Below are 21,822 nucleotides of genomic sequence, written 5' to 3' on the forward strand. Positions count from 1 at the left end.
TAATTATGTTTGCTAAAACCAGACTTGCCGCCGTCACGGCGCTGTTTTTAAGTTATGGCGCACAGGCGGAAACTGTTTTAAACGTGGCCACCGCGGGTGACCAAAATATGGTGGATTACGTTAAAACCTGGCTGGGGCCGAAGTTTGAGGCCGCGCATCCGGGCGTAAAAGTGCGCGTGGTCGGCACCGGGCCGGGGGACGCAGGCTCGAATAAAATCATCGAAAAACTGAGCGCACAGCAGCAGAGCGGGGCGAAAACCTGGGATATCGACGTGGCCGTGGTGCACCAGAAGGCGGGCGGTGAACTGGTGGAAAAAGGGCTACTGGAGAAATACCGTCAGCAGATCAAAACGGGCAGCATGGTCACGGCGGACAACGCCAAAAACGCGCTGGGCGTGAACGTCGACGGCTATGTAATGCCGATGTTCCTGAGCCAGACGGCCATCGCCTGGAACAGCGAAACCATGAAAGCGCCGCCGGCCTCTTACGACGAGCTGGTGGCGTGGGCGGCGAAGCACCCGCAGGCGTTCGGCTACAACGGCATTAAAAACGGCATGTCCGGCGTCAGCTTTGTCGTCGGCTGGATTTACGCCTACGGCACCGATGCCCGGCGTTTATCCGCCTTGCCGTATGACAAGAGCGTAGAGAAAAACTGGTCGCAGGCGTTTGAGAAGCTGAAAGCGTTTAATAAAAACGTGACCTTTACGCCGGGTAACGCCGGGACGCTGGACATGCTGACGCGCGGTGAGATCGCTATGGGGCCGGTCTGGGTGGATATGTTCTACACCTGGAAAGATCAGGGCAAGCTGCCGCCGTCCATCAAGCTGGCATTGCTTTCGCCGGGAATGCCGGGGCAGCCGATGTACTACGTTACGCCAGCTAAAGCAGCGCAGCCCGAACTGGCGCGTGAGTTTATCGCGCTGGCAACCAGCCCGGAAGTGCAGGCCGACGGGATCGTGAAGCAGTTTAACTGGTATCCGGGCATCGACGCGCAGTACGTCAAGCCGAAGCTGGACGATGCCACCTGGAGCAAGCTATTCGCCGAGATCTCCCCGAAAGCGCTCGCCGATTACGGCAAGAGCTTCCCGATAGCCCCTTACTTTGACGACATCAAAGAAGGGTACGAAAGCCAGGTTTCTAACTAATCTTTATCCGGTGCCCGGCTCCGGCTGGGCACCGCGCTTAAGTGCTAAGGTTTGTTATGCGCGTTTCGCTAAACTATCTGCTGCTGGTGAGTCCCGCCGCGCTGATGATTGTGGTGCTGTTTCTCTATCCGCTTGGGTTTTCACTGGTTGCCGCTTTTACCTCGGACGCCGGAGCGCTGACCCTGCAGCACTTTGCCAAAGTGCTGTCGCTTTACTCGAACGATATTCTGTTTACGGTTTTCATCGTGCTGGTGTCGGTTGCGCTGCTGGCTGTGCTGTCGATTACGATTTCGGCGGTGATTACGCTGTCTTCATGCCGCCTGATTATCCGGCTGCTGGGCGTGCTATACCGGCTGCCGCTGTTTATTCCGTTTATCGTTGCCGCGCAGATGATGCGCACGTTTCTCGCCAAAAACGGCCTGATGAATAACATGCTGGTTGCCAGCGATCTGGTGCAGCCGCTGGACACGATTTCCTGGCTCGGCTGGAAGGGGATCATCATTACCTTTGTCTGGAAGCAGCTGGCGTTTGCGACCTTGCTTATTTGCGGGGCGATGGCGGCGCTGGAGCCTTCGCAGGTGCTGGCGGCCAGAAATTTAGGGGCTTCGCGCATGCGCATTCTGTTCGACATTATTTTGCCCCAGGTGCTGCCGGCCATTGGCGTCGCGCTGGTGCTTTCTACGGTGGTGATGATGTCCGTTCTGTCCGTGCCGCTGATGATTGGCACCGGGACGCCAACGATGTTGACCGTGGACATGGCGTTCCGCGTCAACTCCTACAGTGACTACGCGGTGGCTAACGCGCTGGGCGTGATTTCGTTAGTGATTTGCGGCGCGCTGTCCTGGTTTTATCTGCGCCACAGCCTGCGCCAGAAAGGAGGTGAGGCATGAGACTACTGAAAGGGCGGCTCGGTCTGCCGCTGCAGGCGCTGCTGCTGGCCTTTATGCTGTTTGCGATGTTCGGCCCGCTGCTGAACCTGCTGATTTGGACGGTGGCGGAAAGCTGGTTTTACCCGCATACCCTGCCGAGCCAGTGGGGATTAAAGTACTGGTATCAGGTTTTTAGCCCGTACAGCGATGTGTCCGGCTCGCTGTTGACCAGCGTGTTTATTGCCGTGCTGTCGGTGCTGGTTTGCCTGCTGATTTCTATTCCCGCAGGCTATGCGCTGTCCCGCCGGGCAATGCCGCTGCGGGTGATGTTCATGCTGCTGTTTTTGATTCCGCAGGCATTTCCAAACCTGACGGTATATATGAACATCGCCCGGCTTTTCTATCAGTGGGGGCTGAACGGCACCGTGGCGGGCGTGGTGCTCGTGCACAGCGTGCATGGCCTGATGTATTCGATATGGATCTGCGTGGCCGCGTTTTCGGCTATCGATCCGCTGCAGGCTCGGGCCTCCCGCAATCTCGGTGCCGGGCCGCTGTTTACCTTCTGGCATATCGTGCTGCCGCAGGCGTCTGCGGGGATCATGGCCGCCGGGATCTTCGTGTTCCTCGAGTCGCTGGATGAATTTACCGGCACCTTCTTCGTCGGCGCCCCGGACATCACCACGTTGCCGCTGCTGCTGTATAACGCCAGCATGTCAGGAAACTACCAGGTGTCGTCCATTACCGCATTGATTTTACTGGTGCCTTCGCTGCTGTTTATGCTGGTCATCCATAAGTTTATGCGGCCGGAAATGCTGTCGAAGATGGGCAAGTGAACTTCCGCTCATATTGGCATTTACCCAGTATGGGCGGGAGCATTTATGGATTTTTACGATGTAACTCAATCGTAAAATCGCAGTAATCGCTAAGGCACCAGGTTTGGGTATATTCAACGGGCCGATCGTTATGAGTAAAACCTGTTCTCGTAACCAGTAAAACGGGCTCATGCTCATTTGTATTCAGGTAGTGAGCCAGTTTACTGTCCGTCACAGCTGCGCTGAATTGCTGGGTTGCCCGTAATATCGGCGCTCCCTTACTTTCCAGATGCCAGTACAAAGACTCACTAAGCTCACTGATGTTGTTCAAAAATTGAGCTGGTAAAGTTGCAATCTGAAGGGAAACAGTAATACCGTTGATCTTCCTGATTCTGGTCAGCTCCACGACTTCGCCACTATCCTGTTTCATTTGCAAGATTCTATGTTCATCCGGTGTGCATGGTCGCCGCAGGTATCCCACCAGTTCACTTTGCGCCAGGCCTCCGCTGGCCGTAGCCATCTCACTAAAGCTCTCTAGCAGCGGTAATGACTGGCGTATATGTGGCGCAATAAATGTACCCACTCCTTGATTGCGCACAAGAACACCTTCTTTAAGCAGCTGTAGTAAGGCTTTACGAACCGTTCCACGCGCAATGTCCATCATTTCTGCCAGTTCTCGTTCCGGTGGCAGAACATCACCTGCATGTAAACGCGCCTCAGTAATTGCAGATTTTATAGAATTAACTAGCTGCAAATAGAGCGGCAGCCTACTGGATTTATCAAGGTGAAATTCCGGTACTGGAGATGTCTTCATCAGACTTAGTGGATTTCCTGTCTGGTTTATGATGAGTGAACCAATTGTGATCCAGCAGGCTGCAATTGTCATCCTTAAAAATGACGGAACAATACTTTTAAATAAACTCAGATCACAAAATAACCAAATGGAGCTGCGGGGTACAGGTAATTTTAATGTAAGGTCCTTTATAGGTTCACCATTGGTATAATTAAAGGTTCTATAAGGGAAATATCGTTATGATCAAAAAACGTTTACTGGATTGCAGTGCTTCCGATTTTTCATCAATGGATAAGAATGAATTCTTGTATGCCATTCGCGCCAGCGAAGGCCGGGTTATGGTCAGTGAAACCATCGCCGTTACTCAGCCATTACTGAACAATGTTACAAATGCAGAACTTGCGGCATCACAGGGGGCAGACATCTTACTGCTTAACATGTTCGACAGTGAAAATCCCATGATTCAGGGAATGCCGACAGACATCGCACCTATGGATATGCTTCATGAGTTGCAGCGTCTGACAGGCCGTGTCATTGGTGTGAATCTTGAAGCCGTTGACCCTGAGTTTTCAGTCGCTCATGACGATATCTGGACAATGAAACCTGGACGCGCAGCAACCGCGGAAAATGCCCGTAAGTTGGTCGATATGGGGGCAAAAATTCTTGTATTGACAGGAAATCCTAATAATGGCGTCAGTAATCGCGCTCTGGGAGTGGCTGTCAGAGACATTCGTGATGCAATTAAAGACGAAGCTGTGATTATCACCGGTAAAATGCACGGTGCGGGAGTTGTGCAAGAAAGCGGTAGTAGCATTGTCAGCGAAGAGGATGTTATCTGGTTCGCCTCACAGGGAGCCGATATAGTTTTAATTCCTGCGCCGGGAACGGTATCAGGAATGAGTCAGCAGCGCGTAGCATCGCTGGTTGATACTGCTCATGCTAATGGAGTACTGGCAATGACCGCGATAGGCACCTCTCAAGAAGGTTCTGACGTCCAAACAATCCGCCAGATAGCACTGATGAGTAAAATGACCGGTGCCGATTTACATCATGTAGGTGATACGGGTTACATGGGAATAGCATTACCGGAGAATATTCTTGCCTACAGTATAGTGATTCGAGGGGTAAGGCATACCTATGCCAGAATTGCACGGTCAATTAATAGGTGATGTTCCTTAAGCAAGGACGATAAAAATGATTAATGAGTGTTGTTCGAACAGAATATCTTCATTGCCGCAACAAAGCACAGTCGATAACAACAGGGTGGAAATTAAAAATGATCTACTCAATAATATTGAAAGAGTGAGCAATGACGGTAGTAAAATATTAATTGCAGGCTACTCACCTACTGGTGGAGGGCATACGGCAAGAACATTGAATATAATTGAACATGCATTGAAGGAGAGGACTTTATCAGCAGGTAGTCAGGTATATTTACATGTTCCCCCTCACTGGGAAGGAGCACAAAGACCCTCTCTGTTAGAAAACTTAGCCAATAAACTCGTAGATACGGGGATTCAAGTCAGGATTGCTGAATCGGATAAACCTGTTTATGGGTATCTTGATGCAAAAACAGGCTCCTCTAACGATCCTGAAATTCTGAAGAGGATTGCATTGCATCCCTTGCGTGATAAAAAAAGAACAGCAAAAAATGATTTTCTTAATCGATATTTTCCGCAGGGGATGTTGCAACAACAAAAAGAAATTAAAGATTATATTCCGGGTGATGGAGTTGATGATTTACCTAGAATATCTGCGTCGTCTCTAATTGAGAAAATCATCAGCACTAATGAGCATAATAAAGATAATATACTAGTGTTATCGGATATGGATCCTGGGTTGCAAAAAGCTGCATATAAACATGGCATTCCTAATGAGCACAGAGTCGATCAACAAAATCATGCTATTTTGCTGAAAGAGGCAGATGAAGACTCAAATTTAGTACTGGCTAATGCTGTTCTGGCAAAGGTTCTGGATGCCCGTGGAGCCAGCATATCACACATAGCACTTGGCGGAAAAAACACCCTAATTGAAGCATGGAAAACTGCAATGGAACTGGGCATTGATTCAGCGTCCACTCTAAATGATAGGAGGTCAATAATTAATGACGTTGTCTTCCCGTTTGCTAAGTCAGCTGACAACTCTCCTCATGATGTGGCCAATGGCTGTGTGTTAAAAGGTCATAATGTAAATTCACCTGAGGATATAGAGAAGGTGATTTACATCTATGCCCATAAAAAAACAAATATTATAGCAAAGCATATACTGAATCAGTTGGAGATAAAAAATCCGGATTACATTAATAAGTTATTTATTTTTTGTGGGAAAAATTCTATTCCCGGCTATAATGCAATGCATTTAGCTTATCTGGTCGATGCTGACGGGATCACGACTGCCGGAGCAGGCACCAGTGGAGAATTTGTATACCTGCACAGAGAAGCAGATGCTAAATCTAATCTTTTAATTTTACCTATTGAAAATCATAATGAACAGGAGGCTATTGCAGATATTCTTTATCTTGAATTTTCTGATTACGTATTACGCATGAATCCAGGTGAGCGACTTGAGAGTGGCAGAAAGATTGATGAGCTGATCAAACGAAATAGCGTAACTCATAATGGTACCGATACTAATTCAGAACAATTAATGAAAGCTATTAGCGCTTCCGGAAGTTATGTTGAACAGGCTCATGATATTTTGTTTTCCAAGTTAAATATGGATGAGAAAATGATAAGGTTCCGAAGTATCGAGAGGGGAATGTACACTGATCAGGATATGAAAGCTACCAGACATTTTCTTAAGTTATATTTTCAACTTGTTTCTCATATATCTATGGAAGAAGTGTATTTTCCTGTAGAGATATATTTCAAAAATTCTTCATCTCCTGCAATAGTGTTTAATAATGCTAATGAGATTAATGAACTTTTTCGTGATAATGCCGAAATGATGAATCTCCTTCGCATGTCATCTGAGGAGAAGGTTGAACAGTTACCATTATTTAGAGAAGTTAAATGGCTTATGACTAAAAATATATTTCCTCCATCTTATGAAGATATAAATGCTTTAAATGAAAAAATTGGTCACTATATGACCACTGGTTTTTAGGCTGATTTATGTTTGAGAGGTAACAGAATGGTTATAGCCAGATCGAATGCCCATTTCAATGTTTTTTAATAAAAGCAAGCTTGAAATCGAGTAAAGGATCTTCCATAGATCCTTTTGTTTTGGCATTTCCCTGAAACAGCTCACTTTTAAAACATCACATTTTGTAGCTTCACTTCTGACGAGAAGTCGCTTTTTTTGTTCGAAAAATAGACTTGACGTGAGATGTTTTTCGTTTTCGAGGCAGACCACTAGTGAACCTAAGCGTTAACAACAATACAGATAATTCCGGACTGATATTGCTATAGATTATCAGCCTGATGACGCTGATATGTACGTATTCCTTTGTTTCGAGGTCACTATGAAAAAGCGATTTATACTCGCGGCAATTCCTGTCTTACTCACCACCTTTAGCAGCCTGGCTTCTTCGGAGGCAGCCTGGCAGCAGTTGGACAAAGACGTGCAAAAAAGCTGCCTTGCCATCAGCGCGCTGCAGGAGAAAAAGATTGCAGGGAAGCGCACCGATTTTGGCGACGACGTTGGCTATTCGGCGGTGGTAATTTCAGGCAACTACAAGTTTAAGAACAGCAACCCGGTGCCGGGCAAAGAGCTGTGCCTTTATAACCGCAAGAGCAAAAAAGCCAGCCTGGCGCAAATGCAGTAGCGTTTTCCTTGCCTGAAGAATATATCCCTGTAAAGACAATCTCTTTGAGCGACAGGCAGTTATCTCCCCACCGGAGCGCTGCCTGTTTTCTATACCGCCAAACTGCCATTTCCCGGTAACGTTTCTGCCATAAATCCCTCCCATACTGTCTGACTTCTGACCCCCGACAGGTTTTCGGACAATGGCAAAACGACCCTGGCTTCCCTGGCTGATTCTCACGCCGTCTTTACTCTTTTTACTGCTATTCACCTGGTTTCCGCTGGTGCGCTCCGTGTACGACAGCCTGTTTGATACGCGTATGGCGGGCGACGCTGGCGCTTACGTGGGCATAGGTAATTATGTGCGCCTGTTCGCCGACGCGGTGTTCTGGAAATCGCTGGTGAATAACCTGTTTTATATCGTGCTGACCGTCATTCCGGGCGTTGTCCTGGCGCTGCTGTTGGCGGTCGCGCTGTGGGAAAACCACCGCATTAACCGCTGGCTGCGCACGGCCTTCTTTTTCCCGATGATTATCCCGATGGTCAGCGCGGCGGCGCTGTGGCTGTTTATCTTTATGCCGGGCATGGGCATGCTGGATTACTACCTGGCGAAGCTGTTTGGGCCGATGAACAACAACTGGCTCGGGCGCAGCAACAGTGCGCTGTACGCGCTGGCGCTGATTGGCGTGTGGAAGTTTGCCGGTTATTACATGCTGTTTTTCCTCGCAGGGTTACAAAGCCTGCCCGCCTCGGCGCGTGAAGCGGCGATCATGGAAGGCGCGACCTCATCGCAGGTGTTCTTTAAGGTCACGCTGCCGCTGCTGCGCCCGACGTTGAGCTTTGTCATTACCACCGCGCTTATCTATTCGATCACGCAAATCGACCACGTGGCGGTAATGACGCGCGGCGGGCCGGATAACGCCACGACCGTGCTGCTGTATTACATCCAGAGTCTCGCCTGGGACACGCATGATTTGGGCAAAGCCTCCGCCGCCACTTTCCTGACGCTGGCCGGCCTGTTTGTCTTCTCGTTCGTTAACCTCAAGCTGCTGGAAAGGGGCGCCCACCATGAGCGTTGAGTTTTCTGGGCCCGTTGTCAACGCGCGTAGCGTGCCGCAGCCGCTGTGGTTGCGCCTGCGTAAATCAAAGGGCATCACCCTCACAGTGCTGATGTGCTGCCTGGCGTTGCTGTGGGTGAGTCCGTTTCTCTGGATGCTGTCCTCGGCCTTTAGCGCCAGCACCTTTAGCGAAGGCATGGCTTCCGTGCTGCCGCGTTTCCCGCTGACGCTGGATAACTTTCGTGATGCCTGGCAGAGCGCCGACTGGCTGAGCCTGTACGCCAACACGCTGATTTTTAGCTTCGGCACTTTCTTCGTGCAGCTCGTCACCATTACCACCGCCGGATACGTTTTCGCCTGCCATGAATTCCGCGGCAAACAGACGCTGTTTCTGCTGTTCCTGGTGCAGCTGATGATCATGCCGGTGGTGATGATGGTGCCGAACATGATGACGCTCAAAGCGCTGGGGCTGCTCAACACGCTGACCGGGGTGATGATGCCTTATTTCACCTCTGCGTTTGGCGTGTTCCTGATGCGTCAGGCGTTTCTCGCCATCCCGAAAGAGCTGGAGGAGGCCGCGCTGATGGAGGGTTGCCGCTGGTGGCAGGTGCTGTACCGCGTGCTGTTGCCGATGTGCTGGCCGTCGGTGCTGGCGTTCGCCACCGTGAGCATTACCTACCACTGGAACGAATATCTGTGGCCGCTGATGATGCTCAACGACCCGGACAAACAGGTGCTGACTGTTGGCCTGGTTTCGTTTGCTATGGGCGCCGAGTCCGGCGGCCAGTGGGGCACCATCAGCGCGGGCACCATTATGGTCTGCCTGCCGCTGATGCTCGCCTTTATCGCCTTCCAGAAGCAGTTTCTGCGAAGTTTTGGTTTTTCAGGCATCAAGTAAGGAGTTGAGTGATGTTATTGGCCCATATTTCCGACACCCATTTCCGCAGTCAGAACCAGAAGCTGTACGGCTTTATCGATATTAACGGCGGCAATGCCGACGTGGCCTCGCAGCTGAATGCGCTACGCGAACGCCCGGACGCGGTGATCGTCAGCGGGGATATCGTCAACTGCGGCCGCCCGGATGAGTACCAGGTCGCTCGCCAGGTGCTCGGCACCATCAAGTCGCCGCTTTATCTGATCCCCGGCAACCACGACGACAAAGCGCATTTCCTGGAGTACCTGCGCCCGCTTTGCCCGCAGCTGGGGCACGATCCGCAAAACATTCATTATGCGGTGGACGATTTCGCTACCCGGCTGCTGTTTATCGACTCAAGCCTGGCGGGGCACTCCAAAGGGTGGCTGACGGACAACACCGTAGCCTGGCTTGAGGCGCAGCTTACGGCGGGCGGCGACAGGCCAACGGCTGTGTTTATGCACCATCCTCCGCTGCCGCTGGGGAATGCGCAAATGGACAAAATCGCCTGCGAAAACGGCCATCTGCTGCTGGAATTGGTGGCGCGTTTCCCGTCGCTGGTGCGTATTTTCTGCGGCCATAACCACTGCCTGACAATCACGCAATATCGGCAGGCGACCATCGCCACCATTCCTGGCACGGTGCACCAGGTGCCATACCACTTTGAAGACAGCCGCCCGTATTACGATCTGTCGCCGCCGTCCTGCCTGATGCACCGCCAGGTGGGCGAGCAGTGGGTGAGCTACCAGCATTCGCTGGCGCACTATGCAGGCCCGTGGCTGTATGACGCGGCGATCAGCTGCCCGACGGATGAGCGCTAACGGCCATGTTAAGACTGAATCACGTAAGCAAGCAGTTCGAAGGCAAAGCGGCGCTGAATGCGCTGTCGCTCAGCATCGAAGAAGGTGAATTTGTGGTGCTGGTGGGGCCCTCCGGCTGCGGTAAGAGTACGCTGTTGCGGATGCTGGCTGGGCTGGAAGAGGCCAGCAGCGGTGAGATTTGGTTCCACGGTGAGAACATCACGGCAATGTCGCCGCGCGAGCGCAACTTCGCGATGATTTTCCAGAACTATGCGCTGTTTCCGCACCTGACCGTGCGCGACAACATCACGTTTGGCATGAAGATCCGCAAAGAAGACAAGGCCAGCTGGCAGCCTCGTCTCGAGCAGGTGGCCGCGATGCTACAGCTCGGCGAACTGCTTGACCGCAAACCGGCCAAACTCTCCGGCGGGCAGCGTCAACGCGTGGCGATGGCGAGAGCGATTGTGCGAAATCCACGCCTGTTCCTGATGGATGAGCCGCTCTCAAACCTGGATGCTCGCCTGCGTACCGAGGTGCGCGACAGCATCATGGCGCTGCATCATCAGCTTAAAACCAGCACCATTTACGTCACCCATGACCAGACGGAAGCCATGTCGATGGCGGACCGTATTGTGGTGATGAACGGGGGCGTGGTGCAGCAGGTGGGCAAGCCGGAGCATCTCTATGCCCGGCCCGCCAACCTGTTTGTTGCCGGTTTTATCGGCTCGCCCGCAATGAATTTGGTTTCTCTGCCCTGTGAAGACGGCCGCATCCTGCCCGAGACGCTGAACCTGCCTTTGCCGTCCCCGGCGAGCGCGGAAAAGAGCGTCTGGCTCGGCATTCGTCCTGAGCATCTTACCGACAGGCCAGAGGAAGGGCACCTGACGCTGAGCGCGACGGTGCTGCAACGAGAACTGATGGGCGCAGATTACCTGCTCCATGTCAGCACACCCCTGGGGACGTTACGCTACACCCGCCGCCATCGCGGGGCGGTACCAGAAAAAGGCGATACGCTCACCCTCGGTTTTTCCTCATCGGATATTCACCTTTTCCACACAGACCTTCACCACAACTTAGACCAGGAGATTGACCATGTTTAACCCCCTGATGCATAAATGGCGGGCGCTTGCCGTTTGCTGTTCGCTGGCCGTGAGCGGCGCGGCATTGGCAAAAGAGAAAATTGATTTTATGTTCCCGGCGCCGGTCGACGGCAAGCTGACGATGGAGATGACGCGCGTCATCAAAGCGTTTAACGACTCGCAGCAGGACGTTGAGGTGCGCGGGATTTTTACCGGCAGCTACGACACCACCAAAATTAAAGCTGAATCCGCACAGAAGGCCGGGCAGCCGCCGGCGTTGGTGATCATGTCGGCCAACTTCACCACCGACCTGGCGCTGAAGGACGAGATCCTGCCGATGGACGAGCTGTTTAAATACGGCCCCCGCAAGGCGGGTGATTTCCTGATGAACGACTTCTGGCCGGCGATGCATAAAAATGCCCAGGTTATGGGCGTCACCTACGCGATCCCGTTTCATAACTCCACGCCAATTCTTTATTACAACAAAACGATGTTTGACCAGGCGGGCATCAAGCAGCCTCCGCAGACCTGGGCCGAAATGCTGGCCGATGCGAAGAAGCTGACCGACGCCAGCAAAGGGCAGTGGGGCATTATGCTGCCGTCCACCAACGACGACTACGGCGGCTGGATCTTCTCCTCGCTGGTTCGCGCCAACGGCGGCAACTACTTCAACGAAAACTATCCGGGTGAAGTGTATTACGATTCACCGACCACCATCGGCGCGCTGCGCTTCTGGCAGAATATGGTTTACCGCGACAAAGTGATGCCGTCTGGCGTGCTGAACTCCAAACAAATCAGCGCCGCCTTCTTTAGCGGCAAGCTGGGCATGGCGATGCTGAGCACCGGCGCGCTGGGCTTTATGCGCGAAAACAGCAAAGACTTTGATATGGAAGTGGCGATGATGCCCGCCCAGGAACAGCGCGCGGTGCCTATCGGCGGCGCGAGCCTGGTGAGCTTCAAAGGTATTTCCGATGCGCAGAAAAAAGCGGCTTACCAGTTCCTGACTTATCTGGTTAGCCCGCAGGTTAACGGCGCGTGGAGCCGCTTCACCGGCTACTTCTCGCCGCTGAAAGCCTCTTATGACACGCCGGAAATGAAAGAGTACCTGCAGAAAGATCCTCGGGCACAAATCGCGCTGGATCAGCTGCAATATGCCCATCCGTGGTACTCGACCTATGAAACGGTTGCCGTGCGCCAGGCGATGGAAAACCAGCTGGCGGCGGTGGTGAATGACCAGAAAGTGACGCCGGAAGCCGCAGCGAAATCTGCGCAGCAAACGGCAGATAGCCTGATGAAGCCTTACGTTGAGAAAACAGCGCTGGCCGACGTGAAGTAAAATCCTTTAGTTCTCATCCCCACGGGCGGTTATTCCGCCCGTTACCCTCATGTTAAAAAATCACTTTCTGACTATAACAGTTGTTCAAAACAGCGTATTTTTAGCGCTGTGATATAGACAGGGAGCAGCGCATGAAAAAGTACCAGCAGCTGGCACAGCAGATCCTCGATCAGATTGCCCTTGGCGTCTGGCAGCCGGGCGACCGTTTGCCGTCGCTGCGCGAGCAGGTTGGCCACAGCGGGATGAGCTTTATGACCGTCGGCCACGCCTACCAGATGCTTGAAAGCCAGGGAGCCATTGTTGCCAGGCCTCAGTCTGGCTACTACGTTGCGCCCCGGCACGTGGCACGCACCACGCCGCCGGCGGTGCAGGTGACTCGCGCCGAAACCGTCGATATCAACACCTATATTTTTGATGTCCTGCAGGCGAGCACGGATGCCTCGGTGGTGCCGTTTGGCTCCGCGTTTCCGGATCCGCGTCTTTTCCCGCTCCAGCAGCTCAACCGCTCGATGTCCGCGGTCAGCAAAACTGCCACCGCCATCAGCGTGATTGAAAGCCTGCCGCCCGGTAACGAAGCCCTACGTCACGCCATCGCCCAGCGCTATGCCCAGCAGGGAATGCAGGTTTCCCCGGATGAGATTGTGATAACCGCAGGGGCGCTTGAGGCGCTCAATCTCAGCCTGCAGGCCGTCACCGAGCCGGGCGACTGGGTGATTGTCGAAAACCCTTGTTTCTACGGCGCGCTGCAGGCGCTGGAACGCCTGCGGCTTAAAGCGTTGTCGGTTGCAACCGACCCGGTGAGTGGAATCGATCTCGACGCGCTGGCCCAGGCTCTGGCGGAATATCCGGTCAAGGCCTGTTGGCTAATGACCAACAGCCAGAACCCGCTGGGGGTGACGCTGCCGCCGGAGAAAAAAGCGCAGCTGGTGAAACTGCTGCAGGCGCATAACGTCACGCTGATTGAGGACGACGTCTACAGCGAGCTTTATTATGGCCGGGAAAGGCCGCTGCCTGCGCGGGCATACGATAATCAGGGCATGACCCTGCATTGTTCTTCGTTTTCGAAATGCCTGGTGGCCGGGTTTCGCATCGGCTGGGTGGCAGCCGGAAAACACGCCCGCCGCATTCAGCAATTGCAGCTGATGAGCACCTTATCGACGAGTTCGCCGATGCAGCTGGCGTTGGTCGATTTCCTCGCGACCCGCCGCTATGACACGCATTTGCGAAAACTGCGCAGGATGCTGGCCGAGCGGAAACAGCAGGCGTGGCAGACGCTGAACGATCTCTTCCCGCCGGAGGTAAAAATCCACCGCAGCGAAAGCGGCTATTTCCTGTGGATCGAGTTGCCGGAAGGGCTGGACGCCAGCCTGCTTAACGAGCGGGCGCTGGCGCACAAGATAAGCATCGCGCCGGGCAAAATGTTCACCACCGGCCGCGCGTGGGACAACTACTTCCGCTTCAATGCCTCGTGGGCGTGGGGCGACAGAGAACATCAGGCGGCAGTGACGTTGTCACGTTTAATTAAGACCTTAATTAAGGAGTTTCAAGGTGTACCAGACTGAAAGATTGCTGCTGCGGCCGTGGCGCGATGACGATGCAGCGCCGTTTGCTGAGATGAATGCTGATCCCGAAGTCATGCGCTATTTTTTGCAGCCATTAACGCCGGAAGAAAGCCGTAACTATCTGGAGGCATTTCGCGAGCGTATGGCGCAAAACGGCTTTGGTTTTTGGGCGGTGGAAGAACGGCACAGCGGCGAGCTGGCGGGATTTGTGGGCTTAAATCGCCCGATGTACGAGCTGCCGTTTTCCCCGTGCGTTGAGGTCGGCTGGCGGCTTCGTAGCGCGTTCTGGGGAAAAGGCTATGCCCCAGAAGCTGCGAGAGAGGCGCTGCGCGTGGGTTTTGAAGAGTACGGCCTCGAAAGCATTGTCGCTTTTACCGCGTTACCGAACCTGCCGTCACAGCGGGTGATGGAAAAATCAGGCATGCGCCGATGCGGTGAGTTTGACCATCCGATGGTGCCGGCGGAGCATCCGCTGCGGCGGCATGTCTGGTATCAGATTCACCGGCAGGAGGTTTAAAAGCCGGCGAACCGGCCTGTAGCACGGCTACTCTGTCGGCTGGAAGACGTAATGGTCGCCTTTGGCCACGATGTGACCGACGCCAGGGAACGGGAAGTGCGGGGCAAAAATCAGCTCGCGATCGGCGGCCAGCTTCGCCAGCAGCGCTTTGCGGTTGGCTATTCCTTCCTGGCGGTCGTTATCATAGGCAATCGCCCATTCCGGCTTCGTCAGCGACACAATCGAGCTGTGCGCCGAGTCGCCAATATCTAACAGACGCTGCTTGCCGGAGACAATCTGATAGCCAACGTGCCCCGGCGTATGCCCCGGCAGCGGTACAGAGGTAATCCCCGGCAGCACCTGGTCGCCAGGCTTAAAGGTTTTCACCTGCGGCTGGATAGCTTCCGCCAGCGCCTTCATCTTCGGCAACGTTTGCAGCCAGGCCCAGTCCGGAGCGGAGATTTGCACCGTGGCGTGGGGGAACGCCGGTTTGCCGCCCGCCGTCAGCAGCCCACCAACATGGTCGCCGTGAACGTGGGTGATCAGCACATCGGTAATCTGTTCTGGCTTATAGCCCGCCTTTGCGAGGCTCGAAATCAGCTGCCCCTGAGCGTTGGGGCCAAGCCCGGTATCCAGCAAAATGACTTTGCTGCCGTCTTTGACCAGCAGTGCATCGACGCTGAGCTTAATATTGTCCGTCGGGGCGCCCGCCGCAGACAGCACTTCGGCCACTGCTTTTTCTCCCACGTCGACGCCCATCACTTTGCCATCGTTAGGCAGGGCGTTGTTTTTATCGTGCAGGGCGGTTAACTCAAGCTTGCCGAGCGGAAAAGTTTTAAACGCTGCACCCGCGTTATCCGCCAGCGCGAAGGCGGAGTAGCTGGCTGCAAACAGCGCCGAAACGAGCAGTTTTTTGATCATCAATATTCCCTTTATGCATCAGGTTAAGAACCGGAAACCCATTGTTACCACTGAAATGCCACAGCAACAGATTTTAAGTAAAGCATCTACGCTGATTAATGGTTAGCTGAGCGGGCGGGTTTACATTTTGCGTTGGGGTAAAAGATGAAGGGTAAAACAGTAGGTTACGCAGTGCCGGTAGGCCTGCTTTTGGTGACGTTGAGCGCCAGCGCATGGGCTGAAAACGGGCAGAATTTGCCGGGGGAAAATTTTCCGGTGCTGACAAAGGGCTATTTGCTGCAATCCTTTGACGGCAGTGAAAAACCTAACGAGGTGAAGATAACGCCGGAGCTGCATAACCGGTATTTCTACAGCAACTGCGGTGGTTCAAAAGGCTGTGATTCTGCTATTCCGGCGGGGGCAATGATGTTTAAGGCGCCGTCAGGTTTTGGCTCTACGCCGCACAGTGAGTTTCCCCGGGTTGAGCTGCGGGCGACCCACAATTTTGTCAACGGCAGCGATTTTGAGAATCAGCAAAGTGGCTCGGTGTTTGTTGTGAAGAACCCGGCCACCCGGTCGATCATTTTTGCGCAAATCCACGGCGACAAACCCGGCGGCTCTGAAATGCTGAAGCTGCGCTGGGAGGACGGCGCGATAGTCGCGGGCGTGAAAGAGAATTACGGCGACGCGGAGAAACGCACCACGCTGCTTTCGGGCGTCGGGCTTAAGGAAAAAATCGACTACAACATTAAAGCCAAAGGCACTGAGAGCGGGATGAAAGTAACGGTTGAAGCCAACGCCGGAGGAAAAACGGTCAGCAAAACCTTCAGTTACCCGAAACAGAGTTGGGTAGACATCCAGCTTTACTTCAAGGCGGGGAACTACAACCAGGACAAAAACAAGGACGGTTCAGAAGCGGTGGTGGCCTACAGTAAGCTTGACGTGCGCTATCGGTAAGCTTGTCAAACCCGGTAGCCTGAGGGGTTGCCGGAAGCGTAATTTTTACTTCTTCAACGCAATCAGCACCGAAGAGGCTTTCACCAGCGCCAGCTTGCCGCCGCCGTTCAGGCTTAATTCGATTTCGTCGTTGACGGCGCCGGCCGTGACGTTGCTGATGGTGCCGGTTAACTGATTACGGGCAGAAATGGTCATAGTGCCTCCCGGCGATTAATTAATAAAAGGGCTGACTAAAGCATAGGGCGCGCTGCTTTCTTTTCATATTAATTTTCAATAGATACCTAATTTTCTATCCCGCCTGTTATACCAAAGAGAGCGAAGCCGTTTCACCGACTTACTGCGCAGTGCATCACAACCTGGTGAAAATCCCTACGCTGTGTCGCAGGCGACGTACCGGCGGAACTATGCTTTTTACTCAGTCCTTTTACGCTAATGCGCCGCTGCAGGCCTTATTATCAGAACGAGAAAGGAGATCGGGATGCAAAGCCAGTTATTGATTAACGGCCAGCTTGTGGATGGCCTCGGGGAAAAACAACCGGTCTACAATCCGGCAACCGGTCAGCTGCTGCTGGAGGTGGCAGAAGCCACTGTTCAGCAGGTCAACGATGCCGTGCTGGCGGCAGATAAAGCGTTTGCCGAATGGGGGCAGACGACGCCGAAGGAGCGGGCGGAGCATCTTCTGGCGCTGGCCGATGCCATAGAGCAACACGGTGAAGCCTTTGCGCGCCTTGAATCACAAAACTGCGGCAAACCTTTCCACTGCGTGCTGAATGATGAGATCCCGGCCGTTGTCGACGTTTTCCGCTTTTTTGCCGGGGCAAGCCGCTGCCTGAGCGGCCTGGCCGCCGGGGAATATCTGAGCGGGCACACCTCGATGATCCGCCGCGATCCTGTAGGGGTGGTGGCTTCTATTGCGCCCTGGAACTATCCGCTGATGATGGCCGCCTGGAAGCTGGCGCCGGCGCTGGCCGCCGGGAACTGCGTGGTTATCAAACCTTCCGAAATTACGCCTCTTACCGCGTTTAAGCTCGCCGAGCTGGCAAAAGATATTTTCCCTGCGGGCGTGATTAACGTGCTGTTCGGGCGCGGCCCTACCGTGGGTGATGCGCTGACCGGGCATGAAAAAGTGCGCATGGTGTCGTTGACCGGCTCTATCGCCACCGGGGAACATATTATTAGCCATACCGCGCCGTCGATTAAACGCACCCACATGGAGCTGGGTGGTAAAGCGCCGGTTATCGTGTTTGACGATGCGGACCTGCAGGCGGTGGTCGAAGGCGTGCGAACGTTCGGTTTTTACAATGCCGGGCAGGATTGCACGGCCGCGTGTCGGATCTATGCCCAAAGCGGCATTTACGACAGGCTGGTTGAGCAGCTTGGCAAAGCCGTTGCCAGCCTCAAATATGGGCCGCCCGAGGACGAAAGCACAGAGCTGGGGCCGCTGAGTTCAAAGGCGCATCTTGAACGCGTGAGCAAAGCCGTGGAGGACGCCAAAGCGCTGGCTCATATCAACGTGGTGACGGGCGGCAGCAAGGTGGCAGGCGACGGTTATTACTATCAGCCAACGCTGTTGGCCGGTGCGAAGCAGGGCGATGCGATCGTGCAAAAAGAGGTGTTTGGCCCGGTGGTCAGCGTCACAAAGTTTGACGATGAGCAGCAGGTGCTTGAGTGGGCCAATGACTCCAGCTACGGCCTGGCATCCTCGGTATGGACGCAGGACGTTGGCCGGGCGCATCGCCTGAGCGCGAGGCTGCAGTACGGCTGCACCTGGGTCAACACGCACTTTATGCTGGTCAGTGAGATGCCGCACGGTGGGCAAAAGCTCTCCGGCTACGGCAAAGATATGTCGCTGTACGGGCTGGAGGATTACACCGTGATTCGGCATGTGATGATTAAACACTGACCTGCTGAAACGGGCGACTGGCGGATTCCTCTGTTTTTGCCAGGCTTACTGGGACCAGTAAACAGGAGGAAAAACCATGGGATTATTTGATTTTGTCAAAGACGCGGGTGCGAAACTGTGGGACTCGCTGAAAGGAAACGAAGACGATCGGGGCAGCAAGCTTGAGGAGCATTTGAAAAACAGCGGTATTCCCGGTGCCGAAAAGGTAAATGTCACCGTTGAAAACGGCAAAGCGGTGATCTCCGGCGGGGACGGGCTGACCCAGGCGCTGAAAGAAAAAATTCAGGTGGCGGTCGGTAACGTGGCCGGGATCAGCAGCGTGGAAAACAATATTCAGGCAACGGATGCGGCGCAGGAGGCGACTTACTATACGGTGAAATCGGGCGACACGCTGAGCGCCATTTCCAAACATGTTTACGGCGATGCCAACAAGTACAACACTATTTTTGAAGCGAATAAACCGATGCTAAGCCACCCGGATAAAATTTACCCCGGACAGGTGCTGATCATTCCTAAGCTGTAAGTGCCCTGCAAACCCACTTCGGTGGGTTTTGTCTGGCAGATCGCGTAAAGTGTTCCGCTAAAACCTCTTTAACCCTCTGCTTAATTAAAGCTCCCGGCATCCACGCGTAAACGGCGGACAATTTCTGCCTGCGTTCAAGGAAGATGTATGACATTAAAAGGTTATTTTTTGCTGGGGATGACGCTGCTTTTCAGTCCTTTTTCCCATGCCCAGACGACAAGAAACCCGGCCATCGCCAACCTGGCAACGATGTTTGATTTTAACGCCCCGTCCGGAAACGTGCGCGAAATGCATACCGTGATGAAGCATCCCTCCGGCGAAATAAACTATGAAAATAAACTGTTGTTGGACCGTGCCGGGTGCGTTACCAGCCTTGATATCAGAGATTCAGCGCAAAAAATGGTCCTGCAGCTTCGCCGTGAAGGAAACGCGCTTATTGGCACCCAGAACGGCAAACCTTTATCCCTGAAGCTGAATGATAAATGCCTGGTGCAAAAGAGAAAGGATGATCTTGGCGAGGTGAAGTACGCCTATTGGCCGAACGGCTTGCTGAAAGAGATCTTTTTCATGCCGGGCGGCCAGCGCATTGCTCATCATGAATACAACACCAGTGGGCTGCCTCAGCAGGTGGATTTCTATCTGAATGACAAAGTGGCCTCGCAGACCAAAGTCAGCTACGAAGATGCCGCAAAGCGGCCTTTCGACTACAAATTAGTGACCGAAACGATGGGCGTGGCGTTTTTAACCGCCGAAAGCCACTGCCGTTATGACGAACAACTAACGCCCGTTGCCTGCGACATAACGCTGGTCACCGGCCTGGGAAACACGCAGCAAACCCAGCATCAGCATGCGACGACGGCAGTCAGCTATTACTGAGTAAAGTAAGTTTCTAAACTTGATCTGCGTCATAAAAAAGAGCATATTTTGCAAAATTTTTTAACAAGTAGTAATGCTTTGTATGACGCTTTATCAACACATGTTGGTTTTTTACGCCGTAATGTCGTTAATCTGCGCCGGGATCACCTGGCTGCTCGCCAAAGACTCCAAACGTATTAAGCTGCTTTGCTCCGTCCTTGTCGGGGCGACCTGGCCGATGAGCTTCCCGGTCGCGCTATTGTTCTCGCTGTTCTGATCGAGCAGGCTTTCGTGAAAGTCAAAGCTTGCCGACGGAATTACGCGTGCGGGTAACTCCCGGGAACAAGACCAAATGACTAAGCTATCAGCAAATCATCTTGTGGTGCCTGGGCAGATATTATAGTCTCAAAAATCACGATGTTAGCTCTCGTCTGGAACCCTTATGGCCGCTCAAAACCCGCTGTTAGCCGTTAACTCGCTTTGCATCAGTACGCTCGAGGGAAAGCCCCTCGTGCAGGAGGCATCGTTCAGCGTTGAAAGCCGGGAGATCGTGGCGCTGGTGGGGGAGTCTGGCTCCGGGAAAACCTTAACCTCGCTGGCGGTGATGGGGCTGCTTCCAACTGGGGTTCGGCAAACGGGCGGTGAGGTTATTTTTAACGGGCAGATCGTGTCGGCCGTAGGTCAAAAATATCCGCGCGAGCTTCGCGGGCAGCAGATTGCCACGATTTTTCAGGAACCGATGAGCAGCATGAATCCGGTGTTGAAGGTGGGGGAGCAGATTGCAGAAGTGCTGGTTCGCCACCAAAAACTCAGCTGGAAGCAGGCACATCGTGAGGCGGTCGCGCTGCTGGACAGGGTCGGAATTGTGAACCCGGCGCAGCGGGCAAAACAGTATATTCATCAGCTTTCCGGCGGTATGCGCCAGCGGGTGATGATTGCCAGCGCCATTAGCTGCAAGCCCGCGCTGCTGATTGCCGACGAGCCAACCACCGCGCTCGACGTCACCATTCAGGCACAAATCCTGGCCCTGCTGCAGGAGTTGCAGCAGGAAATGGCGATGGGCATTCTCTTTATTACCCACGATTTAAGCGTGGTTGCCCGCTATGCGGATCGTGCCTGCGTGCTGTATCAGGGCAATATTGTTGAGCAGGGCGACGTGCCAACGCTGCTAACCCATCCGCAGGCCGACTATACCCGCAGGCTGATTGCCGCTTCCCAGCCGGAACCGCAGGCCGCCAGGCGCAAAGACGTGACCCGTTCACCGCTGGTACAGCTGTCGCAGCTGACCAAAAGCTATCCCCAGGCGCATGCGCTGCCGTTTTTCCCTGCCAGCCGGCAAACCGTGCTCAAGCCTACCAGTCTTGAAATTGAGCGGGGCGAGATCGTCGGGCTGATTGGCGAGTCAGGTTCGGGCAAGACCACGCTGGGCAGGGCGGCAATAGGCTTAATTCCGGCAGACAGCGGCACCATTATTTTTGATGGACTGGACGTGCGTCGCGCCAGCCGTGAGCAGCAATTGGGGATGCGCCGCCGGGCGCAGATTATCTTCCAGGATCCTTACGCCAGCCTGGATCCGAAAATGGCGGTAGGCGAGCAGATTGCCGAACCGCTGCGAGTTCATAAATTAAGACCAGCAGGGGAAATTCAAAGCCGGGTGAATGAATTACTGGAGCTTGTCGGGCTGGACGCCGGTGCAGCAGGGCGTTTGCCTGCGGCTTTCTCCGGCGGGCAGCGTCAGCGTATTGCCATCGCCCGCGCGCTGGCGCTTGAGCCTGAACTGCTGGTGGCCGACGAGGCCGTTTCGGCGCTGGACCTCTCCGTACGAGGGCAGATCCTGGCGCTGCTCGCCGATCTGCGTGACCGCCTGGGCTTAACCGTTCTGTTTATCAGCCACGACCTCGGCGCCGTCCGCCAGGCCTGCGATCGGGTTGTGGTGCTGTATCGGGGTGAAATAGTAGAAACCGGGGCCACGAAGCAGGTGCTCGATCGGCCGCAGCATGAATACACGAAGCAGCTGATTGCCGCCGCGCCGGATATTCAGCAAGCTCTGAAACTGCGTAAGGTGGGGTGACAAAGC

Annotated in this window: 22 protein-coding genes; 19 read left to right on the forward strand and 3 right to left on the reverse strand. The window is 53.9% G+C overall.

All coding sequences use genetic code 11. From position 1 onward, the window contains the following. Positions 1-5: 5 nt before the first annotated feature. From ACE38U_RS08045 to ACE38U_RS08055, 3 genes are read left to right on the forward strand one after another with little or no spacing between them, the layout of a single operon-like run. Positions 6-1,145 (forward strand): ABC transporter substrate-binding protein, encoded by a 1,140-nt coding sequence (locus ACE38U_RS08045; protein WP_038472157.1) that lies wholly within the window; start codon positions 6-8, stop codon positions 1,143-1,145. A gap of 56 nt (positions 1,146-1,201) precedes the next feature. Then, a complete protein-coding gene (locus tag ACE38U_RS08050) occupies positions 1,202-2,035 on the forward strand; it encodes an ABC transporter permease (RefSeq protein WP_375529460.1) in 834 nt (277 codons plus the stop codon). Then, positions 2,032-2,847 (forward strand): ABC transporter permease, encoded by an 816-nt coding sequence (locus ACE38U_RS08055; protein WP_176983294.1) that lies wholly within the window; start codon positions 2,032-2,034, stop codon positions 2,845-2,847. The genes ACE38U_RS08050 and ACE38U_RS08055 overlap by 4 nt, the downstream gene beginning before the upstream one ends. Before the next feature lie 43 nt (positions 2,848-2,890). Here the strand turns inward: ACE38U_RS08055 and ACE38U_RS08060 are convergent, their stop codons facing one another. Beyond that, positions 2,891-3,640: a GntR family transcriptional regulator gene (locus tag ACE38U_RS08060; RefSeq protein ID WP_375529461.1), complete on the reverse strand. Its 750-nt coding sequence runs from the start codon at positions 3,638-3,640 to the stop codon at positions 2,891-2,893. 218 nt (positions 3,641-3,858) lie between these two features. Between ACE38U_RS08060 and ACE38U_RS08065 the strand changes: the two genes are divergently transcribed. The 10 genes from ACE38U_RS08065 (at position 3,859) to ACE38U_RS08110 (ending at position 14,628) form a co-directional block, all read left to right on the forward strand. Continuing rightward, complete coding sequence (locus tag ACE38U_RS08065) at positions 3,859-4,788, forward strand: DUF7916 family protein (protein WP_375529462.1); 930 nt, start codon at positions 3,859-3,861, stop codon at positions 4,786-4,788. 25 nt (positions 4,789-4,813) lie between these two features. After that, entirely contained in the window at positions 4,814-6,724 is a 1,911-nt protein-coding gene (locus ACE38U_RS08070) for a hypothetical protein (RefSeq protein WP_375529463.1), read from the forward strand. 358 nt (positions 6,725-7,082) lie between these two features. Further along, entirely contained in the window at positions 7,083-7,385 is a 303-nt protein-coding gene (locus tag ACE38U_RS08075; RefSeq protein ID WP_038472164.1) for a hypothetical protein, read from the forward strand. Between the two features lie 181 nt (positions 7,386-7,566). Continuing rightward, positions 7,567-8,442: a carbohydrate ABC transporter permease gene (locus tag ACE38U_RS08080; RefSeq protein WP_176983296.1), complete on the forward strand. Its 876-nt coding sequence runs from the start codon at positions 7,567-7,569 to the stop codon at positions 8,440-8,442. Continuing rightward, complete coding sequence (locus ACE38U_RS08085; protein ID WP_038472168.1) at positions 8,432-9,319, forward strand: carbohydrate ABC transporter permease; 888 nt, start codon at positions 8,432-8,434, stop codon at positions 9,317-9,319. The genes ACE38U_RS08080 and ACE38U_RS08085 overlap by 11 nt, the downstream gene beginning before the upstream one ends. 11 nt (positions 9,320-9,330) lie before the next feature. Continuing rightward, the gene (gene gpdQ, locus ACE38U_RS08090; protein ID WP_176983297.1) at positions 9,331-10,155 is read left to right on the forward strand and encodes a glycerophosphodiester phosphodiesterase GpdQ; all 825 of its coding nucleotides are present in this window, start codon (positions 9,331-9,333) and stop codon (positions 10,153-10,155) included. 5 nt (positions 10,156-10,160) lie between these two features. Next, positions 10,161-11,234 (forward strand): ABC transporter ATP-binding protein, encoded by a 1,074-nt coding sequence (locus ACE38U_RS08095; RefSeq protein WP_375529464.1) that lies wholly within the window; start codon positions 10,161-10,163, stop codon positions 11,232-11,234. 7 nt (positions 11,235-11,241) lie between these two features. Beyond that, positions 11,242-12,549, forward strand: a complete 1,308-nt coding sequence (locus tag ACE38U_RS08100; protein WP_176983313.1) for an ABC transporter substrate-binding protein — start codon at positions 11,242-11,244, stop codon at positions 12,547-12,549. A gap of 131 nt (positions 12,550-12,680) precedes the next feature. After that, the gene (locus ACE38U_RS08105; RefSeq protein WP_375529465.1) at positions 12,681-14,111 is read left to right on the forward strand and encodes an aminotransferase-like domain-containing protein; all 1,431 of its coding nucleotides are present in this window, start codon (positions 12,681-12,683) and stop codon (positions 14,109-14,111) included. Then, entirely contained in the window at positions 14,098-14,628 is a 531-nt protein-coding gene (locus tag ACE38U_RS08110) for a GNAT family N-acetyltransferase (RefSeq protein ID WP_176983299.1), read from the forward strand. Before ACE38U_RS08105 ends, ACE38U_RS08110 begins: the two co-directional genes overlap by 14 nt. Before the next feature lie 27 nt (positions 14,629-14,655). On the opposite strand, the gene ACE38U_RS08115 is transcribed toward ACE38U_RS08110, so the two are convergent. Continuing rightward, positions 14,656-15,528: an MBL fold metallo-hydrolase gene (locus tag ACE38U_RS08115; RefSeq protein ID WP_375529466.1), complete on the reverse strand. Its 873-nt coding sequence runs from the start codon at positions 15,526-15,528 to the stop codon at positions 14,656-14,658. A gap of 144 nt (positions 15,529-15,672) precedes the next feature. Here ACE38U_RS08115 and ACE38U_RS08120 point away from each other — a divergent pair, with 144 nt between their 5' ends. Further along, the gene (locus ACE38U_RS08120) at positions 15,673-16,464 is read left to right on the forward strand and encodes a polysaccharide lyase family 7 protein (protein WP_375529467.1); all 792 of its coding nucleotides are present in this window, start codon (positions 15,673-15,675) and stop codon (positions 16,462-16,464) included. Between the two features lie 45 nt (positions 16,465-16,509). Here ACE38U_RS08120 and ACE38U_RS08125 read toward each other — a convergent pair whose 3' ends face one another. Further along, positions 16,510-16,659: a TOBE domain-containing protein gene (locus ACE38U_RS08125; protein ID WP_375529468.1), complete on the reverse strand. Its 150-nt coding sequence runs from the start codon at positions 16,657-16,659 to the stop codon at positions 16,510-16,512. Positions 16,660-16,942: 283 nt separating this feature from the next. On the opposite strand from ACE38U_RS08125, the gene patD reads away from it, so the two are divergent. The 5 genes from patD (at position 16,943) to ACE38U_RS08150 (ending at position 21,816) form a co-directional block, all read left to right on the forward strand. Further along, positions 16,943-18,367, forward strand: a complete 1,425-nt coding sequence (gene patD, locus ACE38U_RS08130) for an aminobutyraldehyde dehydrogenase (protein WP_375529469.1) — start codon at positions 16,943-16,945, stop codon at positions 18,365-18,367. A gap of 76 nt (positions 18,368-18,443) precedes the next feature. Next, complete coding sequence (lysM, locus tag ACE38U_RS08135) at positions 18,444-18,890, forward strand: peptidoglycan-binding protein LysM (protein ID WP_176983303.1); 447 nt, start codon at positions 18,444-18,446, stop codon at positions 18,888-18,890. A 147-nt stretch (positions 18,891-19,037) separates the two neighbouring features. After that, positions 19,038-19,766, forward strand: a complete 729-nt coding sequence (locus ACE38U_RS08140; RefSeq protein WP_375529470.1) for a YnfC family lipoprotein — start codon at positions 19,038-19,040, stop codon at positions 19,764-19,766. Positions 19,767-19,848: 82 nt separating this feature from the next. Continuing rightward, positions 19,849-20,022: a GhoT/OrtT family toxin gene (locus tag ACE38U_RS08145; RefSeq protein WP_071842913.1), complete on the forward strand. Its 174-nt coding sequence runs from the start codon at positions 19,849-19,851 to the stop codon at positions 20,020-20,022. A gap of 165 nt (positions 20,023-20,187) precedes the next feature. Then, positions 20,188-21,816, forward strand: a complete 1,629-nt coding sequence (locus ACE38U_RS08150) for a dipeptide ABC transporter ATP-binding protein (protein ID WP_375529471.1) — start codon at positions 20,188-20,190, stop codon at positions 21,814-21,816. The last annotated feature ends 6 nt before the right edge of the window (positions 21,817-21,822 follow it).

This window comes from Cedecea selenatireducens (assembly GCF_042138895.1).
Taxonomy (GTDB): Bacteria; Pseudomonadota; Gammaproteobacteria; order Enterobacterales; family Enterobacteriaceae; genus Cedecea; species Cedecea selenatireducens.

Coding starts and splice junctions, on each gene's coding strand:
- ACE38U_RS08045 (WP_038472157.1), top strand. CDS start 6: ATGTTTGCTAAAACCAGACTTGCCGCCGTCACGGCGCTGTTTTTAAGT.
- ACE38U_RS08050 (WP_375529460.1), top strand. CDS start 1,202: ATGCGCGTTTCGCTAAACTATCTGCTGCTGGTGAGTCCCGCCGCGCTG.
- ACE38U_RS08055 (WP_176983294.1), top strand. CDS start 2,032: ATGAGACTACTGAAAGGGCGGCTCGGTCTGCCGCTGCAGGCGCTGCTG.
- ACE38U_RS08060 (WP_375529461.1), bottom strand. CDS start 3,640: ATGAAGACATCTCCAGTACCGGAATTTCACCTTGATAAATCCAGTAGG.
- ACE38U_RS08065 (WP_375529462.1), top strand. CDS start 3,859: ATGATCAAAAAACGTTTACTGGATTGCAGTGCTTCCGATTTTTCATCA.
- ACE38U_RS08070 (WP_375529463.1), top strand. CDS start 4,814: ATGATTAATGAGTGTTGTTCGAACAGAATATCTTCATTGCCGCAACAA.
- ACE38U_RS08075 (WP_038472164.1), top strand. CDS start 7,083: ATGAAAAAGCGATTTATACTCGCGGCAATTCCTGTCTTACTCACCACC.
- ACE38U_RS08080 (WP_176983296.1), top strand. CDS start 7,567: ATGGCAAAACGACCCTGGCTTCCCTGGCTGATTCTCACGCCGTCTTTA.
- ACE38U_RS08085 (WP_038472168.1), top strand. CDS start 8,432: ATGAGCGTTGAGTTTTCTGGGCCCGTTGTCAACGCGCGTAGCGTGCCG.
- gpdQ (WP_176983297.1), top strand. CDS start 9,331: ATGTTATTGGCCCATATTTCCGACACCCATTTCCGCAGTCAGAACCAG.
- ACE38U_RS08095 (WP_375529464.1), top strand. CDS start 10,161: ATGTTAAGACTGAATCACGTAAGCAAGCAGTTCGAAGGCAAAGCGGCG.
- ACE38U_RS08100 (WP_176983313.1), top strand. CDS start 11,242: ATGCATAAATGGCGGGCGCTTGCCGTTTGCTGTTCGCTGGCCGTGAGC.
- ACE38U_RS08105 (WP_375529465.1), top strand. CDS start 12,681: ATGAAAAAGTACCAGCAGCTGGCACAGCAGATCCTCGATCAGATTGCC.
- ACE38U_RS08115 (WP_375529466.1), bottom strand. CDS start 15,528: ATGATCAAAAAACTGCTCGTTTCGGCGCTGTTTGCAGCCAGCTACTCC.
- ACE38U_RS08120 (WP_375529467.1), top strand. CDS start 15,673: ATGAAGGGTAAAACAGTAGGTTACGCAGTGCCGGTAGGCCTGCTTTTG.
- ACE38U_RS08125 (WP_375529468.1), bottom strand. CDS start 16,659: ATGACCATTTCTGCCCGTAATCAGTTAACCGGCACCATCAGCAACGTC.
- patD (WP_375529469.1), top strand. CDS start 16,943: ATGCAAAGCCAGTTATTGATTAACGGCCAGCTTGTGGATGGCCTCGGG.
- lysM (WP_176983303.1), top strand. CDS start 18,444: ATGGGATTATTTGATTTTGTCAAAGACGCGGGTGCGAAACTGTGGGAC.
- ACE38U_RS08140 (WP_375529470.1), top strand. CDS start 19,038: ATGACATTAAAAGGTTATTTTTTGCTGGGGATGACGCTGCTTTTCAGT.
- ACE38U_RS08145 (WP_071842913.1), top strand. CDS start 19,849: ATGACGCTTTATCAACACATGTTGGTTTTTTACGCCGTAATGTCGTTA.
- ACE38U_RS08150 (WP_375529471.1), top strand. CDS start 20,188: ATGGCCGCTCAAAACCCGCTGTTAGCCGTTAACTCGCTTTGCATCAGT.